Annotated in this window: 13 protein-coding genes; 7 read left to right on the top strand and 6 right to left on the bottom strand. The window is 43.3% G+C overall.

Annotation, left to right across the window (positions count from 1 at the left end; genetic code table 11):
* Positions 1–93: 93 nt before the first annotated feature.
* Positions 94–2,745, bottom strand: coding sequence for a hypothetical protein (locus tag CRENPOLYSF2_RS09110; RefSeq protein WP_087143638.1), 2,652 nt, complete (start codon positions 2,743–2,745; stop codon positions 94–96).
* 442 nt (positions 2,746–3,187) lie between these two features.
* Between CRENPOLYSF2_RS09110 and speA the strand changes: the two genes are divergently transcribed.
* The 5 genes from speA (at position 3,188) to CRENPOLYSF2_RS09135 (ending at position 7,384) form a co-directional block, all read left to right on the top strand.
* Positions 3,188–5,023: a biosynthetic arginine decarboxylase gene (gene speA / locus CRENPOLYSF2_RS09115; protein WP_087143639.1), complete on the top strand. Its 1,836-nt coding sequence runs from the start codon at positions 3,188–3,190 to the stop codon at positions 5,021–5,023.
* 14 nt (positions 5,024–5,037) lie between these two features.
* Positions 5,038–5,391 (top strand): BrnT family toxin, encoded by a 354-nt coding sequence (locus CRENPOLYSF2_RS09120; protein WP_217884087.1) that lies wholly within the window; start codon positions 5,038–5,040, stop codon positions 5,389–5,391.
* On the top strand, positions 5,388–5,696 hold the full coding sequence (locus CRENPOLYSF2_RS09125) for a BrnA antitoxin family protein (RefSeq protein WP_087143640.1): 309 nt from the start codon (positions 5,388–5,390) through the stop codon (positions 5,694–5,696). The genes CRENPOLYSF2_RS09120 and CRENPOLYSF2_RS09125 overlap by 4 nt, the downstream gene beginning before the upstream one ends.
* 77 nt (positions 5,697–5,773) lie before the next feature.
* Entirely contained in the window at positions 5,774–6,637 is an 864-nt protein-coding gene (locus CRENPOLYSF2_RS09130; RefSeq protein WP_087143641.1) for an NAD(P)-dependent oxidoreductase, read from the top strand.
* A 39-nt stretch (positions 6,638–6,676) separates the two neighbouring features.
* Positions 6,677–7,384 (top strand): tRNA1(Val) (adenine(37)-N6)-methyltransferase, encoded by a 708-nt coding sequence (locus CRENPOLYSF2_RS09135; RefSeq protein ID WP_087143642.1) that lies wholly within the window; start codon positions 6,677–6,679, stop codon positions 7,382–7,384.
* 147 nt (positions 7,385–7,531) lie between these two features.
* On the opposite strand, the gene CRENPOLYSF2_RS09140 is transcribed toward CRENPOLYSF2_RS09135, so the two are convergent.
* From CRENPOLYSF2_RS09140 to rapA, 4 genes are all read right to left on the bottom strand, one after another.
* The gene (locus CRENPOLYSF2_RS09140) at positions 7,532–8,857 is read right to left on the bottom strand and encodes a DEAD/DEAH box helicase (RefSeq protein WP_087143643.1); all 1,326 of its coding nucleotides are present in this window, start codon (positions 8,855–8,857) and stop codon (positions 7,532–7,534) included.
* Between the two features lie 56 nt (positions 8,858–8,913).
* A complete protein-coding gene (locus CRENPOLYSF2_RS09145) occupies positions 8,914–9,918 on the bottom strand; it encodes a class 1 fructose-bisphosphatase (RefSeq protein ID WP_087143644.1) in 1,005 nt (334 codons plus the stop codon).
* Positions 9,919–9,974: 56 nt separating this feature from the next.
* Positions 9,975–10,247, bottom strand: a complete 273-nt coding sequence (locus CRENPOLYSF2_RS09150; protein WP_087143645.1) for a SemiSWEET transporter — start codon at positions 10,245–10,247, stop codon at positions 9,975–9,977.
* A gap of 770 nt (positions 10,248–11,017) precedes the next feature.
* Positions 11,018–13,843 (bottom strand): RNA polymerase-associated protein RapA, encoded by a 2,826-nt coding sequence (rapA, locus tag CRENPOLYSF2_RS09155; protein ID WP_087143646.1) that lies wholly within the window; start codon positions 13,841–13,843, stop codon positions 11,018–11,020.
* Between the two features lie 272 nt (positions 13,844–14,115).
* Here rapA and CRENPOLYSF2_RS09160 point away from each other — a divergent pair, with 272 nt between their 5' ends.
* Complete coding sequence (locus tag CRENPOLYSF2_RS09160; protein WP_087143647.1) at positions 14,116–14,421, top strand: hypothetical protein; 306 nt, start codon at positions 14,116–14,118, stop codon at positions 14,419–14,421.
* Between the two features lie 68 nt (positions 14,422–14,489).
* Here CRENPOLYSF2_RS09160 and CRENPOLYSF2_RS09165 read toward each other — a convergent pair whose 3' ends face one another.
* A complete protein-coding gene (locus CRENPOLYSF2_RS09165) occupies positions 14,490–15,137 on the bottom strand; it encodes a hypothetical protein (protein WP_087143648.1) in 648 nt (215 codons plus the stop codon).
* A 387-nt stretch (positions 15,138–15,524) separates the two neighbouring features.
* Between CRENPOLYSF2_RS09165 and CRENPOLYSF2_RS09170 the strand changes: the two genes are divergently transcribed.
* Complete coding sequence (locus CRENPOLYSF2_RS09170; protein WP_087143649.1) at positions 15,525–16,454, top strand: hypothetical protein; 930 nt, start codon at positions 15,525–15,527, stop codon at positions 16,452–16,454.
* Positions 16,455–16,737 lie beyond the last annotated feature (283 nt).

Genomic DNA, 16,737 nt, shown 5'->3' on the forward strand with positions numbered 1-16,737 from the left:
CATCTTCCAAGTATTAAATTAATAGCATTCTAGCACGCGCCAAAATAACACAACATTAAAACTAGGCGTGTATTTCAGCACACAACACAGTGATTATTTTTCCGGTTTACTCGCAGAGTCACTTTTAAAAATATGAAAAATACTGCGATTTAATTGTTCTTGTGAGCGTGTCAGCATACCTTGCAAACGTTTATTTTCGACTTCTAAATAACGCAATCTTTTTTCATCCTCACGAATTTTTTCTTTTTGTATTTGCTGATCTTCTTGTAATTCATCCGTTTTATTTTTAAACTCATCAAGACTGGTATTTTTTAAATGCAGTGTTTTTTCAAGCTCCGCTAAAATGCGTTCCATTTTACCAATTTTGCTGTCTTTATCTTGTGCTTCACGCATGGCTTTTTGCGCATTTTCCAAAGCAATCTGCATTTGATCATTACGCGAACGCAGAATAATTTCAGAAGAATAATTACCTAACTCATCATTGCTAATGTCTTCATTAATTTGGGCGGCATTAATCAACTCGCATAACAATTCTAAATCTTCTCTGGCACGACGCGCAGGTTTTGAGCGCTGTTCCTTGTCGGTAATAATTTCTCGTGAATCACAATACGGTTCAAAAGGAAACTCTGAAGCCAATAAATCAGACACTTCATCACGTCGCCATACGCACGATAAACAAAAATAAATAATTAACACAAACAAGCCATTGTTGCGGTTTGCTCCCATCAACACCGTGGTAAAGTTAGCATCCATTGTTAAAACGTGATCGACAATTTGTTGAATGCGCTCAGGATTGGAAGGGTTGACCTTAGCGGTAAAGTCTTCGCGCTTATAATCGTGCGCCAACGGCATGAGCACATCTTTTTGCCACAATTGACTTTTATTAGCGTATTTACCGCGCTCTTTAATAGCCGCAACAAAACCATTTAAGAAAATCTGACTGCGTATTAATGTTGATAATTCATGAAAAATGCGTTCGCGACTGGATTTTTCTAAATAAAATTCACTGTGATTACTGGCGGGATTTTCTTTGTTTAAATATTGTTTTCTCAAACACAAGCCGCGAATAAAAAACATATACAACACCAAGATACCCAGTCCGAAAATGTCGGTCGCTTGCCCCCATTGTTTAAAAACACGGTACCGAGAAATAGCTGCATTTTGCAGCTTACTGAGAATGCTGATTTCATTTTCGGTTTCTTTGTGCTCAATCAACACTCTGTCCAATACCACCTCATAAATTCGTGATACCACAACATGCGATGCCTCAACACATTCAACATCAAAAATAAATTCCCGTAATTGAATACGGTCGCCTTTACCCAGCTTACCTAATTCACGCAACGGCTTGCCGCGTGCATCTTTCAGCATGAGCGCAACCGGCTCTTCATAGGTACGGCGTTTCCAAAGAAACTCTAGCAAATAATAGCCATCAATGCGTTTTGATAAACGTACCATATCCGCATCTTCAAACTCTACCGACTCCACGCGTTCTGGGGCATAAAACGGGGTTACCCGTCCCCCGCCTAAAGGGGCTGGCGGTGTTTGGCTTATGCGGCCATCAGGATCAGTGGTGGTGGTATTAACATGCCCATAACCCAAGCCAACATCAATCCAGCGAAAATGATCGGGTAATAACACATCTTCTTCCGATAACTTAGCCATGATATTAGCAGGACGTGGATCGCCGTGTATCAAGCCTTTGGTATGTAAAGCACTTAAACCCAGCGTGAGCGTACGCGCTAAAGATAGCCAGGTAATAGGTCGCCAGTTTGACAATAACTTGGCATCCGAGCTGGCTATTTTTTCTGGATTGGCATTATTTAAAGAAGTGCTTTCATCGTCTAACAAACCGGTCATTAAACGCTCTAAATCCGAAGTCATCCAGCTGTACAGACAAATCGGCAGATTAAACCACCAACCACCAATATCTTTACGGGTATAAGCTTCTTCTATAATGCTGCGGCCTAGGTTGCGTAATTTACTGGCAGGTTGTTGAGCATTAATTTCAGCGTCTTCGTGGTTTTTTTTGCCTGCCTGCTTACGTTTGCGTAAATCGGGCAAATATAACAAGGTTTCCAAAGTATCGCTGCGATCAACAGCCCGATTTTGCACATCCAGATCAGCAAAGCGATTAATTTCCGCATACAATTCTTTAGGCTCATAGCCGACTTGATGTAGATAATTGGCAAACTCCAGCGGCCATGCTTGTTTTTCCGAAACCAGTGCCAAGCTGTATTTGGCGTTTGGTGATAGATAAAAACCGACATAACATGGGCTGCGATCGCCACCAGGAATAGTGGCATAATAATTGGGTTTGCCAGGGCGCAACATACATTTAGCGCCCCCTAAACCGGAAAGATCAGCGGCTTTCTCTGCTTGAATACCTTCGTGATAACAAATTTCCGCAATGTGAAAATTTAATAATTCATCCAGTTGCAACAAGCGTGGAATACGAATCGCATCAGCACTGTTCAAGCCATCTTCTTTAATTCTTTTCGCAGAACCGGCATATAAAATAATACCCATAGTACCTTCGGCAATAGGGCCGATAAATTCGCCGCTATCTTTATCAACAAACAACGCCGTGCCCTGAAAAATTTCAATTTGTTCAGCACGCTCTATACTTTCGGTAAGCTCCATTGAGCGCTTAACGCTTTGTGACAGACGGACTTTGGGTGTCGTTACGTCATCTTTCATAGTATTAGTGTCTTTATGTTCTTGAAATTTATGTTTTGTAGACAAGGAACTCTCCCCAATATGACATTGTATGGTTACGCCAGATGATCTTTAAAACAGTCTTAGGCTATAACAGATGCTGAATATTTTAAAATCTCATTTTTTAGGTGCTTATCCCTGTATGTTTTGCTCGCACCACTGGGAACAAACACCGAAATACCTTAATACGTTCATTTTAAAATACACTTTTTAAATCCCAGATATTATCCATTGCTAAAAACAACAGCAGGATATTAATATAATATTTTACAATATCTTATATTCTGTATCATGCTGAGAGTCAAACTGTTCTTGTCAGAAAAAATGCACGCTTGACCTCATTAAACGGTTTTTTGAAAACTGGCTTTTTAGTGCTGGCGCTCAAATTAATGCGTAGTACGAAAAAATCTCCAGAATTTAACCATTACCCCTTAAAATTACCCCATTGCAATAAAACCTGGAGACAACTGTGACCGTAGCGACTCAACCTTGGAGCACCGAACAATCGGCGCAGCTTTACGCGATTAACAATTGGGGAGACGGCTATTTTTCCATTAATACCCAAGGCCATGTGTGCGTAACCCCCTGTAGCGATAAAAACATTGCGCTGGATTTGGTAGAAATTGCAAGATCGCTGGAAGACAAACACTTGTCGCTGCCGGTGCTGATCCGCTTTACCGATATACTCAAAGACCGCGTTAACCGCCTGAACGCCGCGTTCCAAAAAGCCTGTGCTGATAATAATTATCAAGGCAAGTATACGCCAGTGTATCCCATTAAAGTAAACCAGCAACGCCAAGTGGTAGAAGGTATTTTATCCGCCGATAATATTGGCCTGGAAGCGGGTAGCAAACCGGAATTACTGGCGATTATGGCCTTGTCGAAAGGCAATGTGGTGGTATGCAATGGCTATAAAGACCGCGCTTATATCCGTCAAGCCTTAATCGGTTTAAAAATGGGGCTGGATTTGTATCTGGTGATAGAAAAACCGCTGGAGCTAGAATTCATCATCGAAGAAGCGGCGCGATTGCAAGTACGACCACAATTGGGTGTACGGGTGCGTTTGTCCAGCATCAGCGCCGGAAAGTGGCAAAACAGCGGTGGCGAAAAATCCAAGTTTGGCTTGCACGCCCACGAGGCCCTGCAACTGGTCGAACGCCTTAAGCACGCTGGATTACTGGATTGTTTGCAACTCATGCACTTTCACATGGGCTCGCAAATTGCCAATATCCGCGACATTAAAATCGCCTTGCGCGAAGCGGGACAGTTTTACAGCGAGCTACACCGCTTGGGTGCGCCCATTAAAATCGTCGATGCCGGTGGTGGTTTAGGTGTGGATTATGACGGCAGCCGTTCGCGGCGCGAATCGTCTATTAATTACAGCTTAGAAGAATACGCACAAAACATTGTGCGCAGCTTTGCGGAAATCTGTGCGGCCAAACAAGTGGCGCAGCCCGATATTATCACTGAATCCGGTCGCGCGCTCACCGCGCACCATGCGGTACTCATTACCAATGTCACTGATGTGGAATCGGTTTATGGCCATCAGCAACAAATACAGCCCTTGCCAGCAGACACCCATCTGGTGGAATGTTACCACGATGCCAGCTTCGCCATCGCCGAGGCGCGGGCGCAATTCACCCAAGATGTGTTAACCATCAACGAATTGGCCGAGGCGGAAAATGCCTACGCAGTGACCTGCCAACAAATTAAAACCCAGTTAAACCCCAGCAACCAAAGCGAAGCAACCATACAAAAAGAGTTAAGCGAAAAATTGGCCGACAAGATTTTCTGCAATTTCTCACTGTTTCAATCACTGCCGGATATCTGGGGTATTGGCCAGATTTTTCCGATCATGCCCATCCACCGCCTGGACGAACAACCCACGCGCCGTGCCGTTATACAAGACTTAACCTGCGATTCCGATGGCCGTATCGACCAGTATATTGATGGCCAGAATATTGAAAAAACCCTGCCAATTCATGCTATCGACAGCAAACAGCCGTATTTGATCGGCTTTTTTATGGTCGGCGCATATCAAGAAATTTTGGGCGATATGCACAATTTATTTGGTGATACCCATTCAATCAATGTTGAAATCGACAGTAATGGCTATCATTTTTATGACCTGCAAGAAGGCGAAGATGTATCTGAATTGCTGGATTATGTACATATCAGCAGTGACGAATTAATCACTGCGTATCGGCAAAAACTGGCCAATAGCAATCTGACCGCACAACAACGACAAGATTATGAACTGGAATTGCTGGCGGGGTTAAAGTCTTATACCTATCTTGGGCAGTGATATGAAAGGCTTGCGTGATATCGGGCACTCCCACTATTAAGTCAAAAGCCGTTGAAGCAGTATTGACGCATCAAATAATTGCATATACAATTATTAATATGAAAACAGAGCTTACTTGGGATGAAGCAAAGCGACAATCTAATCTTATTAAGCATGGCTTGGATTTTGCTGATGCTGAGGAGGTGCTTGAATCAATTTATCGCCTTGATTTATTGACTGGTCGAAACGATAAAAAACGTGTTCAATCTATTTCATACGCATTAGGATTTTTGGCTGTAGTGACGGTAGTTCATGTTAAACGTGATAATTCAACACGGATTATTAGTTTTCGCCGTGGCAGGCAGTATCGAAAGAGAGGTTTACTATGACTGGCTCAAAAACAAATACAATGAGTCGTGAAGAGGTTTTAACTGCTATCCGCAACATACCAGAATCAGCAAATTTTGTCTGGGACGGCATTGATGAAGACGACCGTCCCGCAACCAAAGAAGAGCTGCTTGCTGGCATTGTAGCAATAGAAGCACGGCGAGGCAGGCCCAATGGCTCTGATAAAACACAGATTGCGTTACGGGTTGATAACAGTGTATTAGAGGCTTTTCGGGCGACAGGAAAAGGCTGGCAAACCCGTATGAATGATGTGTTGAAAGAATGGCTTAAAGAACATGCCGCGTAATTGAAGCCCTTTCGGCAAAATTATGAGCAAAAACTGCTGGCTGACTTAAAGCCCTAAACTTTAATTTGAGCAATAATATGAAAGTCGGATTTATAGGCTTAGGCGCTATGGGTGTGGGCATGGCCAGTAATTTAGCCAAAGCAGGATTGTTGACGGCTATCTACAATCGCACCACAGAGAAAGCCGAGCGATTGGCACAGGCTTTGGGTGTTGTTGCCGTTGCCCAGCCAGATGTGTTGGCAGCTCAGGTTGATGTGTTGTTCTTATGCGTATCTGCCGATGCCGATGTGCTTGAAATGGTGAATGCTATCGCGCAAACCCTTAAATCCGGCTCGATAGTAGTGGACATGTCTACCGTTAGCAGCGACACCGCCCAGCAAGCGGCTAACATCTTGGCCGAAAAACAGGTGGGATTTTTGGATGCACCGGTATCCGGTGGTGTGGAAGGCGCTAAAAACGGCACTTTGGCGATGATGGTGGGAGGCAATGAGTCGGCTTTACAGAAAATCATGCCCATCCTGCAAGCGATGGCGACACGCATTATGCACATGGGTGAAGTGGGTACGGGGCAGGCGACTAAAGCCGTCAACCAAGTTATGTGTGCAGGGATTAATCAGGCGGTAACAGAAGCGTTGGCGTTTGCACAGGCGCAACACTTGCCGATGGAAAAAGTGATAAAAGTGCTTGCAGGCGGTGCAGCGGGTAATTGGTTTTTAGACAAACGCGGCTTAACGATGACCAGTGGCATTTTTGAACCTGGCTTTAGGTTAGCTTTACACCATAAGGATTTAAAAATTTGTCAGGCCATAAGCCAGCATATCGATTTTTCATCACCGTTAACGGATATGACGGTAATTGATTATGAACAACTCATGGCGCACGGTTTGGGCGATGAGGATATTTCGGCTTTGTACCGTTTAAAAACAGGGTTATCAACCTAACGCGGAACGAAAAATAATAACATTAAAGCCAATAAATCCATGTCAACCTTCCGCTTCCAGCAGTTTTCAGTGCTGCAACAATGCTCAGGCATGAAAATATGCACGGATGCCGTGCTATTTGGCGCGATGGCACCGGTCAATCAGGGCGACCGAGTGCTGGACATCGGTACCGGCACTGGGCTGCTCTCGCTGATGGCGGCTCAACTGGGCGCGGCGCAGGTAACCGGCGTGGAGTTAACCGAAGCGGCGGCTAAAGAAGCCGAGTTCAACTTTAAGCACAGCCCCTGGGCGAAGCATCTTGATATTGTGCATCAGGATATTCAAAGCTTTGCCTTAAAAGTGGATAGCTGCTACGACCTCATCATCAGCAACCCGCCATTTTTTGAACAGCACAGTAAATCGCTCAATGCACTTAGAAATACCGCACGCCACACCGATCAACTGCCTTACGCCGAACTAATCGGCAGCATCGACGCATTATTATCGCTTCAAGGCCTGTTTTATCTGTTGCTTCCGGTGCATACCGTCATCAAGTTTGCTGAGCAGGCTTTAGCGGCCGGTTTTTATTTAATCCACCAAACCGATATTCAAGGCTATGCCCATAACACGGCCAAAGTTTCAGCGCTCACTTTCAGCCGCAAAGCCGCCGAGTCTAAATCAAACTTATTGACCATCTATGAATCTCGCAATGTTTACAACCAGGACAGCGCGGCTTTCCTAAAGGATTTTTTGTTACGCTTTGCTTAAAATGGCCAAGCTAATAGCTCCCCTCGGTGTTTGTTCGGCAACGGTCATCGCAGTTGCGTAAGTTGAGCTGCACGCTTTTTGCAACCCAACATAACATCCAAATCGGTTGGGTTAACGGTAAAGCTGTTAGCCCAAGCTATTTGCTACCTACTCTTCAACCGCCTTAACCGTCGGCACACGCCGCTTGCCAATATTTTTTTTATCCCTATCACGTATTTTTACTTTCTTTTCCGGTTCTTTCTTCGGTTCAACCTTGATTTTATTACCTGCCGCTTTACCTGAACCTTTGACTTTTTTCGGGCCTTTATAACTGCCTACCAAGCCTTCAACCGTGCGACGGGTAAAATTCTGTTTTAAGAAACGTTCAATACTGGCCATGAGATTCCATTCGGTATGTTTCACCAAAGAAATCGCCACGCCTTGTTCATCGGCACGACCGCTGCGACCGATGCGATGAATATAATTAATGCCGTTGCGCGGTACGTCAAAATTAACCACCAGATTGATGCCACCGATATCCAAACCACGCGCTGCCAGATCGGTAGCGGTCATCACGTTAACCGTACCGCTGCGAAATAAACCCATCACGCGGTTGCGTTCTTTTTGTTCCATTTCACCGTGCAGTGATGCTACGCGGCAATCGTGTTGTTGTAGATAATTGCCCAACTCAACCGCTTGAATGCGGCTGTTGGTAAAAATCAAGGCTTTGTCGTAGGCCTGGTTTTGCAGCAACCAGGCCAGCAGTTTTTGCTTATGCTCATTGTGGTCGGCCAAAATAATCTGCTGTTCGATATTGCTGTGGCCATCATGCAAGGTATTAAGCGCCACAGTTTTCGGGTTCTTTAATACTTGGTCGGCAATTTTAATCACCCCGAAATGGGTTAAGGTAGCCGAAAACAGCAAGGTCTGTCTTTCCTCGTTGCTACAGTGCTTAACAATATTAAGTACATCTTCCCTAAAGCCCATATCCAACATACGGTCGGCTTCATCGAGAATCAGCACTTCCACGCTGCTTAAATAAGGCGTATCCAAGGCCATCAATTCCAGCAAACGGCCAGGTGTGGCGATGACGATATCGGTATTTTTCCGGAACAGATTTTGTTGGCGCTTAAAGTCATCGCCGCCAGTAATCAGACCAGCGGTAAGATTGGTAAATTCGGCCAGCTGCTGACAATTTTGCAAGATTTGCTGTGCCAGTTCGCGGGTAGGGGTGAGTATCAACACACGCGCACCGCGCCTTGACGGTGGCACATTCAGCAGATGCTGTAGAGTAGGCAGCAAGAAAGCCGCCGTTTTACCACTGCCGGTTTCAGCGCTAACCAATAAATCGAGCAGCTTGAGTGCAGGCGGTATGGCTTGAAACTGTACTGGAGTGGGTTTCTCGTAGCCCAACTTAGTAACCGCTTGCAATAAGGGTGCTAGCAGTTGCAAGTCTTCAAATGAGCTGGGGTTTTCTAGGGTTTCGGTAAGCATGAGTTGTCCGGTGAGCCTGCGGGTTTGCAAACAAGGGTTAGGCAGTTATTTTCCAGCTAACCTTGTTGATGGTACTGCATTATACGTTCAACTTCCTGTTTAGAACCGAGAATAACCGGCACACGCTGGTGGATACTATCAGGCTTTATATTCAAGATGCGCTCACGTCCCGTGCTGCATAAACCACCGGCCTGTTCAATAATAAATCCCATGGGGTTGGCTTCGTACATTAAGCGCAATTTAGCCGGTTTGCTGGGGTTACGCGTATCCAGTGGGTATAAAAACACCCCGCCACGGGTCAAAATACGGTACACATCGGCTACCAAAGAGGCAATCCAGCGCATATTGTAATTTTTATCGCTGACCCCATCATTACCGCGCACGCAATCTTCGATGTAACGTTGCACGGGCGCTTCCCAAAAACGCTGGTTAGACATGTTGATGGCAAATTCGCTGGTGGTTTCCGGGATTTGCATATTGCAGTGGGTGAGAATAAATTCACCGATGTCCTGATCCAACGTAAAAGCATTCACGCCATGCCCTGTGGTTAACACCATCATAGTGGATGGCCCATACAGCACAAAGCCTGCACACACTTGCTCTGCGCCTTTTTGCAAAAAATCCTGTACGTCAGGGTGAATACCTTCACGGCAGCGTAAAATGGAAAAGATAGTACCCACCGCCAAGTTAACATCAATATTAGATGAGCCATCCAGCGGATCAAACAGCAGCAAGTATTTGCCTTTGGGGTATTGATCGGGAATTTTAATCGGGTCGTCAATTTCTTCGGAGGCCATGCCTGCCAAATGGCCAGTCCAATTCAGCTCATTCACCATGATGTCATTGGTGATGATGTCGAGTTTCTTCTGGATTTCGCCCTGGATATTTTCCGATTCAGCACTGCCTAACACGCCAATAAGTTCACCGCGATTAACCAGATGCGATATTTTTTTGCAGGCAGTGACAATATTGTTCAGCAATAAAGTGAAAGTGCCAGAAGCGTCCGGCAGGCCGCGTTGTTGTTCTATGAGAAATTGTGTCAAAGTGATTTTATGGGACATACTGTGGTTTCCGTGTTGATAATGTTTGATAAAGAGGCAACTGAGCGCGGCTAAGCTTATTCTTTTTTACTGAGTATATTATAAATTTTGCAGGTTAATATCGACGCAGCCAACACTAAAGTAATAGCATTGGAGTAAATAATAACTTTATTTGACAGATAAATACCGTACAGCAACCAACATAACACACCAAGAGTAAACAAACTGTACATGCTCAAAGACAGCGCGGCGGTATCTCTGGTTTTAAGCGTTAAAATGGCTTGCGGTAAAAATGAGGCGGTAGTAAGGCTGGCGGCGATATAGCCAATAATATCTGCGGTGATGATCATGACCTATTTTTTATGGGGCTTGGGTTAGATTTTCTGAGGGTTCGCTTAACAGCTTTTGTTATTCAAGCGCTATAAAGTTATGCACAATTTTTGTGGATAACTCTGTGGATTACTCGTTTTAAACACGCTCTACTAAGTGATTTTATTAGGTTTTTGTTACATTGTACAAAAACACTACAGCTTTGGATTCAATATAAAATCAATGACTTACAGATCGACTTATTAATATTTCAAAGCAAAAGTCAAGCCATAATTATTATTATTTTTTATGTGTATAATTCTCTTTGCTGTATAGCTATTGTAGCTTACTGCCACTGATTTTTTGGGTTAACCACTTTGACTTTACTGCGGCTTAGTACAGGCAATGAAAAACAAAAAGTAATCAATGTTGTAAATTGTGGCTAGCCACTTAAGGCGGAACAAAATGCACTGTTATTGGCGTAGATTGGGGTGGCGATAGGAACCCCAATCTACGATATACCGTACCGCTGGTTTGGCCGTCTCATTCCAACCTACAAACCTTGTCCCGCTTAAATTGTTATACTAATGGGGCGGACAGGAACTTACAGCGTTTTCAACTTAGGACAGTTACAGCCACCGTTCGTGCTGAGCTTGTCGAAGCATGAACGGCACACTTCGACAAGCTCAGTGCGAACGGTTACGCTGTAACTATTGAACTGTGAAAACACTGTATATTTAGAGGTTCGACACTTCTGACAGTCAGGCAAAGACCCGACCTTCTGGGTATTCAACCTAATATGAAAGTCACATCAGCTAGTAATAATAAAGCGCACGGCATCCAGTCGTAATTGTGCAGTTTGAATATGCTCATGCGCTAACATAGTCATATCTTTTAACTGTTCAATCTCTTCAGTTTTAATAGACGGATTTACTTTTTGCAACCTAACCAAACGTTTAATTTCCGCACTGAGCGATGCCAGCATGGTATTAGTAGCCTTTGCAATCACATCTCGCATATCACTTGTCGCGTGTTGTTCAGCAACCGTTAAAATGCTACTGATTAAGTTGCGTTGCTTATTTAAGAAGGCAACAATCTGTGATTTATCAAAATTTGCACCCGTATCTAACAAGCTGTCGTGGTTAAAAGTGGCACTGAGATTTTTCTGAGCTTGATCCACCAATACCCGAATCGGGGTATGTGGTAAAAAACGCCCAATTTGTAATTCAGCCGGCGCACTGCACTCAGCAATAAACACACATTCCAATAAAAACTGTCCGGCTTTAAGCTGTGGATGCCTAACCACACTGATGGCAGCATTACCGGTTTCGCTGGATAACACCAATTCCATTGCAGCAGTGACCAGCGGATGTTCCCAGGTAATAAACTGCAATTCTTCACGCGCTAAAGCACACGCTCGGTTGTCGGTTACCGTCATGCCATCTTCAGATAACTCAGGAAAATGCGCGACACGTAAATGGTCACTGGGGCGAATAATGAAGCAATCCGGCGAATGGTATTCGGTATCAACCCCATAACATTCAAACAACTCTTCCAGGTACGGCCACAAAGTACCCTCATGATCGTAAGCGCGTAGCTGATCAATCAGATCATCAGCAACGTCTTTACGACAGGAGTTTAATTCCAGTAAAGGATCTCGTCCTTGGTGCATTTGCTGTTCTATTTGCGCGTGCAAGGCTTGAGTTTTTTCGATAAAGCTATTAATTTCAAACAAATCGTCACTGCGTATAACGGCCAACAACTCATTACGCAAGGCATCTGCTACGCCTTGTGCTGCGGTACTGTTATGGCGGAAAGCATCCAAACCTTCGTCATACCAACGATATAACACCGCCTGTTCGGTATTTTGCAAATACGGAATGTGAATCTGAATAACATGTTTTTGACCAATACGATCTAAGCGGCCAATGCGTTGTTGCAGTAAATCGGGGTTAGTCGGTAAGTCCAGTAAAATCAAATGTTGTACAAACTGAAAATTACGGCCTTCGCTGCCAATTTCCGAACAGATAAGCAGACGAGCAGCACTGTTAGTGTCAGCAAAGTAAGCAGCAGCGCGATCACGTTCGATAATAGTCATGCCTTCATGGAATACCGCAGATGCAATACCGGCACGATTGCGTAAATTTTGCTCCAGATCAATAACCGTTTGTGCGTGTTTGCAAATCAGCAATATTTTCTCACCGGCCAGTTGTTTAACCTGCTCAACCAACCATTGGTAATACGGATCTTGCTGCATATCATCGGTGCTTTTTTCACCGCGCAAAGAATAACCGTAACGCTCGCGCTCAGGGAAGCCTTGCACGGTTTGCCTAGAATTTCTAAACAGAATGCGCCCTGTACCATGATGGTCAAGCAGGATATTAACCAGAGTAGCACGCGCACTGGCTGATTTGTCAGGATCGTCAAGATTTTTTAAAATGCCTGTCACGTTGTCATTTTTTAATAACTCCGCCAGCAATTGCTTACTGTCTGCATTCAATGCTTCATCAGCGAGCAGAAAGCGTGTGGCTTTGGCAACCGGCTCAAAGCGTTTTTCTTCTTCAAGAAAAGCATCAAAATCGTAAAAACGATCAGAGTCGAGTAAGCGCAAGCGTGCAAAATGGCTCTCTTTGCCCAGTTGCTCTGGCGTAGCGGTTAATAAAATCAAACTGGGTGAGACTAAGCCTAAATGCTCAACAAATTCATACTCTGGGCTGGCGAACTGCGGACTCCATTGCAGATGATGTGCTTCGTCAACAATCACCATGTCCCAACCTGCTAAAATAGCTTGGCGTTGACGTTTAGGGTAGGCGGCAAAAAATTCTTGGCTTGCTAAAATTAACTGGGCATTTGTAAACGGATTATCCGCACTGTATTCATTATCTTCATCTGTTTGTGTGCCCGCTAATATGTTATTATCCCCTAGCTCTTCAAGACAACGCGCTTCGTCAAAAACACTAAAACGTAAATTAAAGCGTCTGAGCATCTCCACCAACCACTGATGTAACAAGCTTTCCGGCACGATAATCAACACACGCTGGCTTAAGCCGTGTATGAGTCGATGATGCAAAATTAATCCCGCTTCAATGGTTTTACCCAGCCCCACTTCATCCGCTAGCATTAAACGGGGCGCAGCGCGGTTAGCGGCTTCATGAGCAATATACAATTGATGTGCAATCAGTGAGGTACGCCCCCCTAATAAACCTTTTATAGGGGATTGCTGGTGTTTTTGCAGTTTACGCCACGTATCGTAACGTAATAAAAACCAGCTATTAGGATCAATTTGGCCAGTAAATAAGCGATCTTGCGGTTTATTAAATTGAATATGGTGATTTAATTCAATTTCATCGAGCCGAATCTCACTGCCATCTACCGCTGTGCCGATGTAAGTAATTAAACCTTCTTGCTCTACTACCTTAGCAATAATAAATTTTTCTTCATCAGCAGATTCAACGGTATCGCCCACTGAAAAACGCACCCGCGATAAGGGGGCGTTGTCAATTGCGTAAATACGCTGTTCGTTGCTGGCTAAATACAACACGGTAATGCGTTTAAAGTTGACTTCGAGAATAAGTCCTAAGCCAAGTTCAGTTTCGGTATTGCTGATCCAGCGCTGGCCGGGGGTGAAATTTTCCATGTATTGAGGGGGTAGATAGGTTTTTTTACTAAAATTGCGCCAATTATAAGCGCTAGGGCAGAATTATTCTGAAAATTAACTAAAATTATCAACAGGTAAAATCAAAAATACGAATCTACGGCAGTTTTGTACATTCATAAACAAGGAAAGGGTAATTAACTGGGTTTGTTAAGTTTCTATTCAGCTTGTATAGAATACTATTAACACAAGACTTTTAACCGATGAATTAAATTTTGGTGGCCTATAAAATGACGCACTAAGGAAATACAACAATGAAAAAAATATTATTTTTAATTTCACTCACCACGGTAGCGCTGTTATGCAGCACAGCAGCTGAAGCTTACCACCGCGAAAGTAAAAATCGCGTACAACACAGTTACCGTAAACAGTATCAGCAACCGCGTGATTATTATCCTCAGCAACCGCAATATCTGCGCTCCCCAGTACATAAAAATGTAAGCGTTGGGGTGTTAGGCCGTGTTTTAGGTTACGAAATTGCTAAAGAAGATGGCGTTGCAACCGGATTAGGCGCAGTAGAAAATACGTATTTGGGGAGTAGCATGTTAAAAAAACGATAACAGGTATTTAAGTGCGCATCGTCCTGTTATCGTGATAGTTATCAATTTTCCAACGGGGGTTGTTAGCATTATTTTACGATGCCATTCCAATCGTAAGAATAAGTGTAATTTGCAATTGCGCCATTAAAGGCCAACAGATTAAAGTTAAAACTTGCTTGTTCTTTTACGGCAAAGTAGCGTTTTATGACCCCGTTAACGTTCTTTTGGCTAACAACAGCGGTGTAGCTGTATTGGGTATTTTTCCAGAGACCGGTACCACTTTTTTGCCCAGCGGTAGCAAGACCTGACAACAAAGAGCCCTGAGGATTAAGCAATTTCAACGTGTAGGTATCTGCTTTAGTCGGTATCATGATGCCGTCAAAACTACCTTGTAACTGATTAAATTTAAACGGTATACTGCCATTTGGTCTTTTTTTGCCAAAGCTGTAGTGTGTGCGCCAAATTGCGTTATTGGTACCCGGTGCCGAAAAAGGCACAGTATGGCCTTGAAAAACGACTTTGCCTGATACAACCAGTTTTCCTGCAACATCCACTTGCTTGTTTTCTAATAAATATTTGCTGGCTATGGGGGCAGCCACCTTGCCAAGTACCAAGCCTTTTTTAGTAGCAAAATCTATAATTTCTTGTGGTATAGCGACCGATGCTAACACTGGCGTTGCATAACTGCATGAAAAAGCAAGGCTCAATACCAGCGCTAACTTATTGATGTATTTCATTGGGCATCCTTCATACTGGAAAATAAATAGTTTTAAAGCCAATGAAAAACCGTGCTAATCAGTTGTTATCTTGGAAACATTTGGCTTACTAAGATAAAAGCACTATCTGTGCCAACGTATATTTTTAAATTTTTGCTATAAATACAATGAGCTTGTTGCTAACAAAATATTTTTCATGTTGCGCGTGTTTAAAAACATGACAATTTTTGTTCAATACAACCCAAAATTGTCACGAAATGTGTTTACTGCCTCGGTGTAAGCGGGTTTTTAATAAGTAACGGCAAGGCTTGCGCTTTAGGCTTAGCATCAGGCAAAGCGATTATGAACTTTACAATGACACTTCAACACGGCGTACATTGACTTATAACTTCGGCGTATTTTAACTACATGCACAATGATCCTTATATTTTTGAACAAATCCATATTGAAGTAGCACGCAATGCGTCCGATGACTTTAATTTGTTTCACGATAAACACAAATGGTTGCAGATTACCCATAACCCATTTAAAGGCCCAATTGTATTGGGCTACCAACTCAATACACTCATTGAATATCAAATGCGTCTGTATCGTACAGCGCATCATGAAGACAAGGTAATTGCTGAAAACAAACTGCGCTTCAGTAATTATCAAATTACCTTTGTCAATGCGGTTCGACCGCGTGTACCCGTGTATCTGGAAATTAAAAAGACGTTGATTAACACAATCCCTACCTTAACCTTGGCTAATCGTATTGCGATGAAGTCAGATGGTAAAACGGTATTATTGGGCTTTAAAAAAGAAACCTCAGTGCCGCTATTTTTAGCCGACACAGCACTTGATAATTTGCCTGATCTTAACGCTATTGCAGATAGAACACAGGTACCGAACACCGAGTATTTTCTTAAACGTAAATACCTGAACGATGGTTCGGTTAAAAATTTTCTATCCGGCTCGTTTGCGGAACAATCGGATTATTTTGATGAAGTCATTCAACTGGCCAATTATCCAGAAATATTTCCTTGCAGCTTAACCTCTGGCGCTTTATTAGAAAAAGCCCAATTAGAAAACCATGATTTTAAGCGTAATCCTATGGTTTACACTTCGCACGAAATTTCAGTTGATCGCTATTATGTCAGTCAGCTGAAAAATAATGACACCTTGCACATTCTTGTTAAACAGCTGCCCGAATCCTCTGAAAATACCTTAAACCATACCAATATCCGTTTAAGAAGCTATCACTGTTATGGTTTATTAACCGATAATAAAGTATTATTCAGGTTAACTATGAATCTTGTACCTTTAGAAGAAATTCTTAAGAATTTACGGCAAAAATAACGCCAAAAGCCAGTCACAAAACGGCTTACCCTTTAAAAATAAAACGTCTTATTTTTAAATCTTATTTTTCATAGTCACCAAATTATCTCCTGCATGTCAGCGTACAAAAGCAACGCTTACGCGGTGTTTTTTGTGTTGGCTATCTGCTTAAAATGCAACACAGTGCAAGGCTTAACTGTTTGCTCTCATATTCTTACAGCGTTTTCACAGTTCAATAGTTACAGCGTAACCGTTCGCACTGAGCTTGTCGAAGTGTGCCGTTCATGCTTCGACAAGCTCAGCA

The sequence above is a fragment of the Crenothrix polyspora genome (assembly GCF_900163755.1).
Lineage (GTDB): Bacteria > Pseudomonadota > Gammaproteobacteria > Methylococcales > Methylomonadaceae > Crenothrix > Crenothrix polyspora.

Coding starts and splice junctions, on each gene's coding strand:
- CRENPOLYSF2_RS09160 (WP_087143647.1), top strand. CDS start 14,116: ATGAAAAAAATATTATTTTTAATTTCACTCACCACGGTAGCGCTGTTA.
- CRENPOLYSF2_RS09135 (WP_087143642.1), top strand. CDS start 6,677: ATGTCAACCTTCCGCTTCCAGCAGTTTTCAGTGCTGCAACAATGCTCA.
- CRENPOLYSF2_RS09165 (WP_087143648.1), bottom strand. CDS start 15,137: ATGAAATACATCAATAAGTTAGCGCTGGTATTGAGCCTTGCTTTTTCA.
- CRENPOLYSF2_RS09170 (WP_087143649.1), top strand. CDS start 15,525: ATGCACAATGATCCTTATATTTTTGAACAAATCCATATTGAAGTAGCA.
- CRENPOLYSF2_RS09140 (WP_087143643.1), bottom strand. CDS start 8,857: ATGCTTACCGAAACCCTAGAAAACCCCAGCTCATTTGAAGACTTGCAA.
- rapA (WP_087143646.1), bottom strand. CDS start 13,843: ATGGAAAATTTCACCCCCGGCCAGCGCTGGATCAGCAATACCGAAACT.
- CRENPOLYSF2_RS09130 (WP_087143641.1), top strand. CDS start 5,774: ATGAAAGTCGGATTTATAGGCTTAGGCGCTATGGGTGTGGGCATGGCC.
- CRENPOLYSF2_RS09150 (WP_087143645.1), bottom strand. CDS start 10,247: ATGATCATCACCGCAGATATTATTGGCTATATCGCCGCCAGCCTTACT.
- CRENPOLYSF2_RS09125 (WP_087143640.1), top strand. CDS start 5,388: ATGACTGGCTCAAAAACAAATACAATGAGTCGTGAAGAGGTTTTAACT.
- CRENPOLYSF2_RS09145 (WP_087143644.1), bottom strand. CDS start 9,918: ATGTCCCATAAAATCACTTTGACACAATTTCTCATAGAACAACAACGC.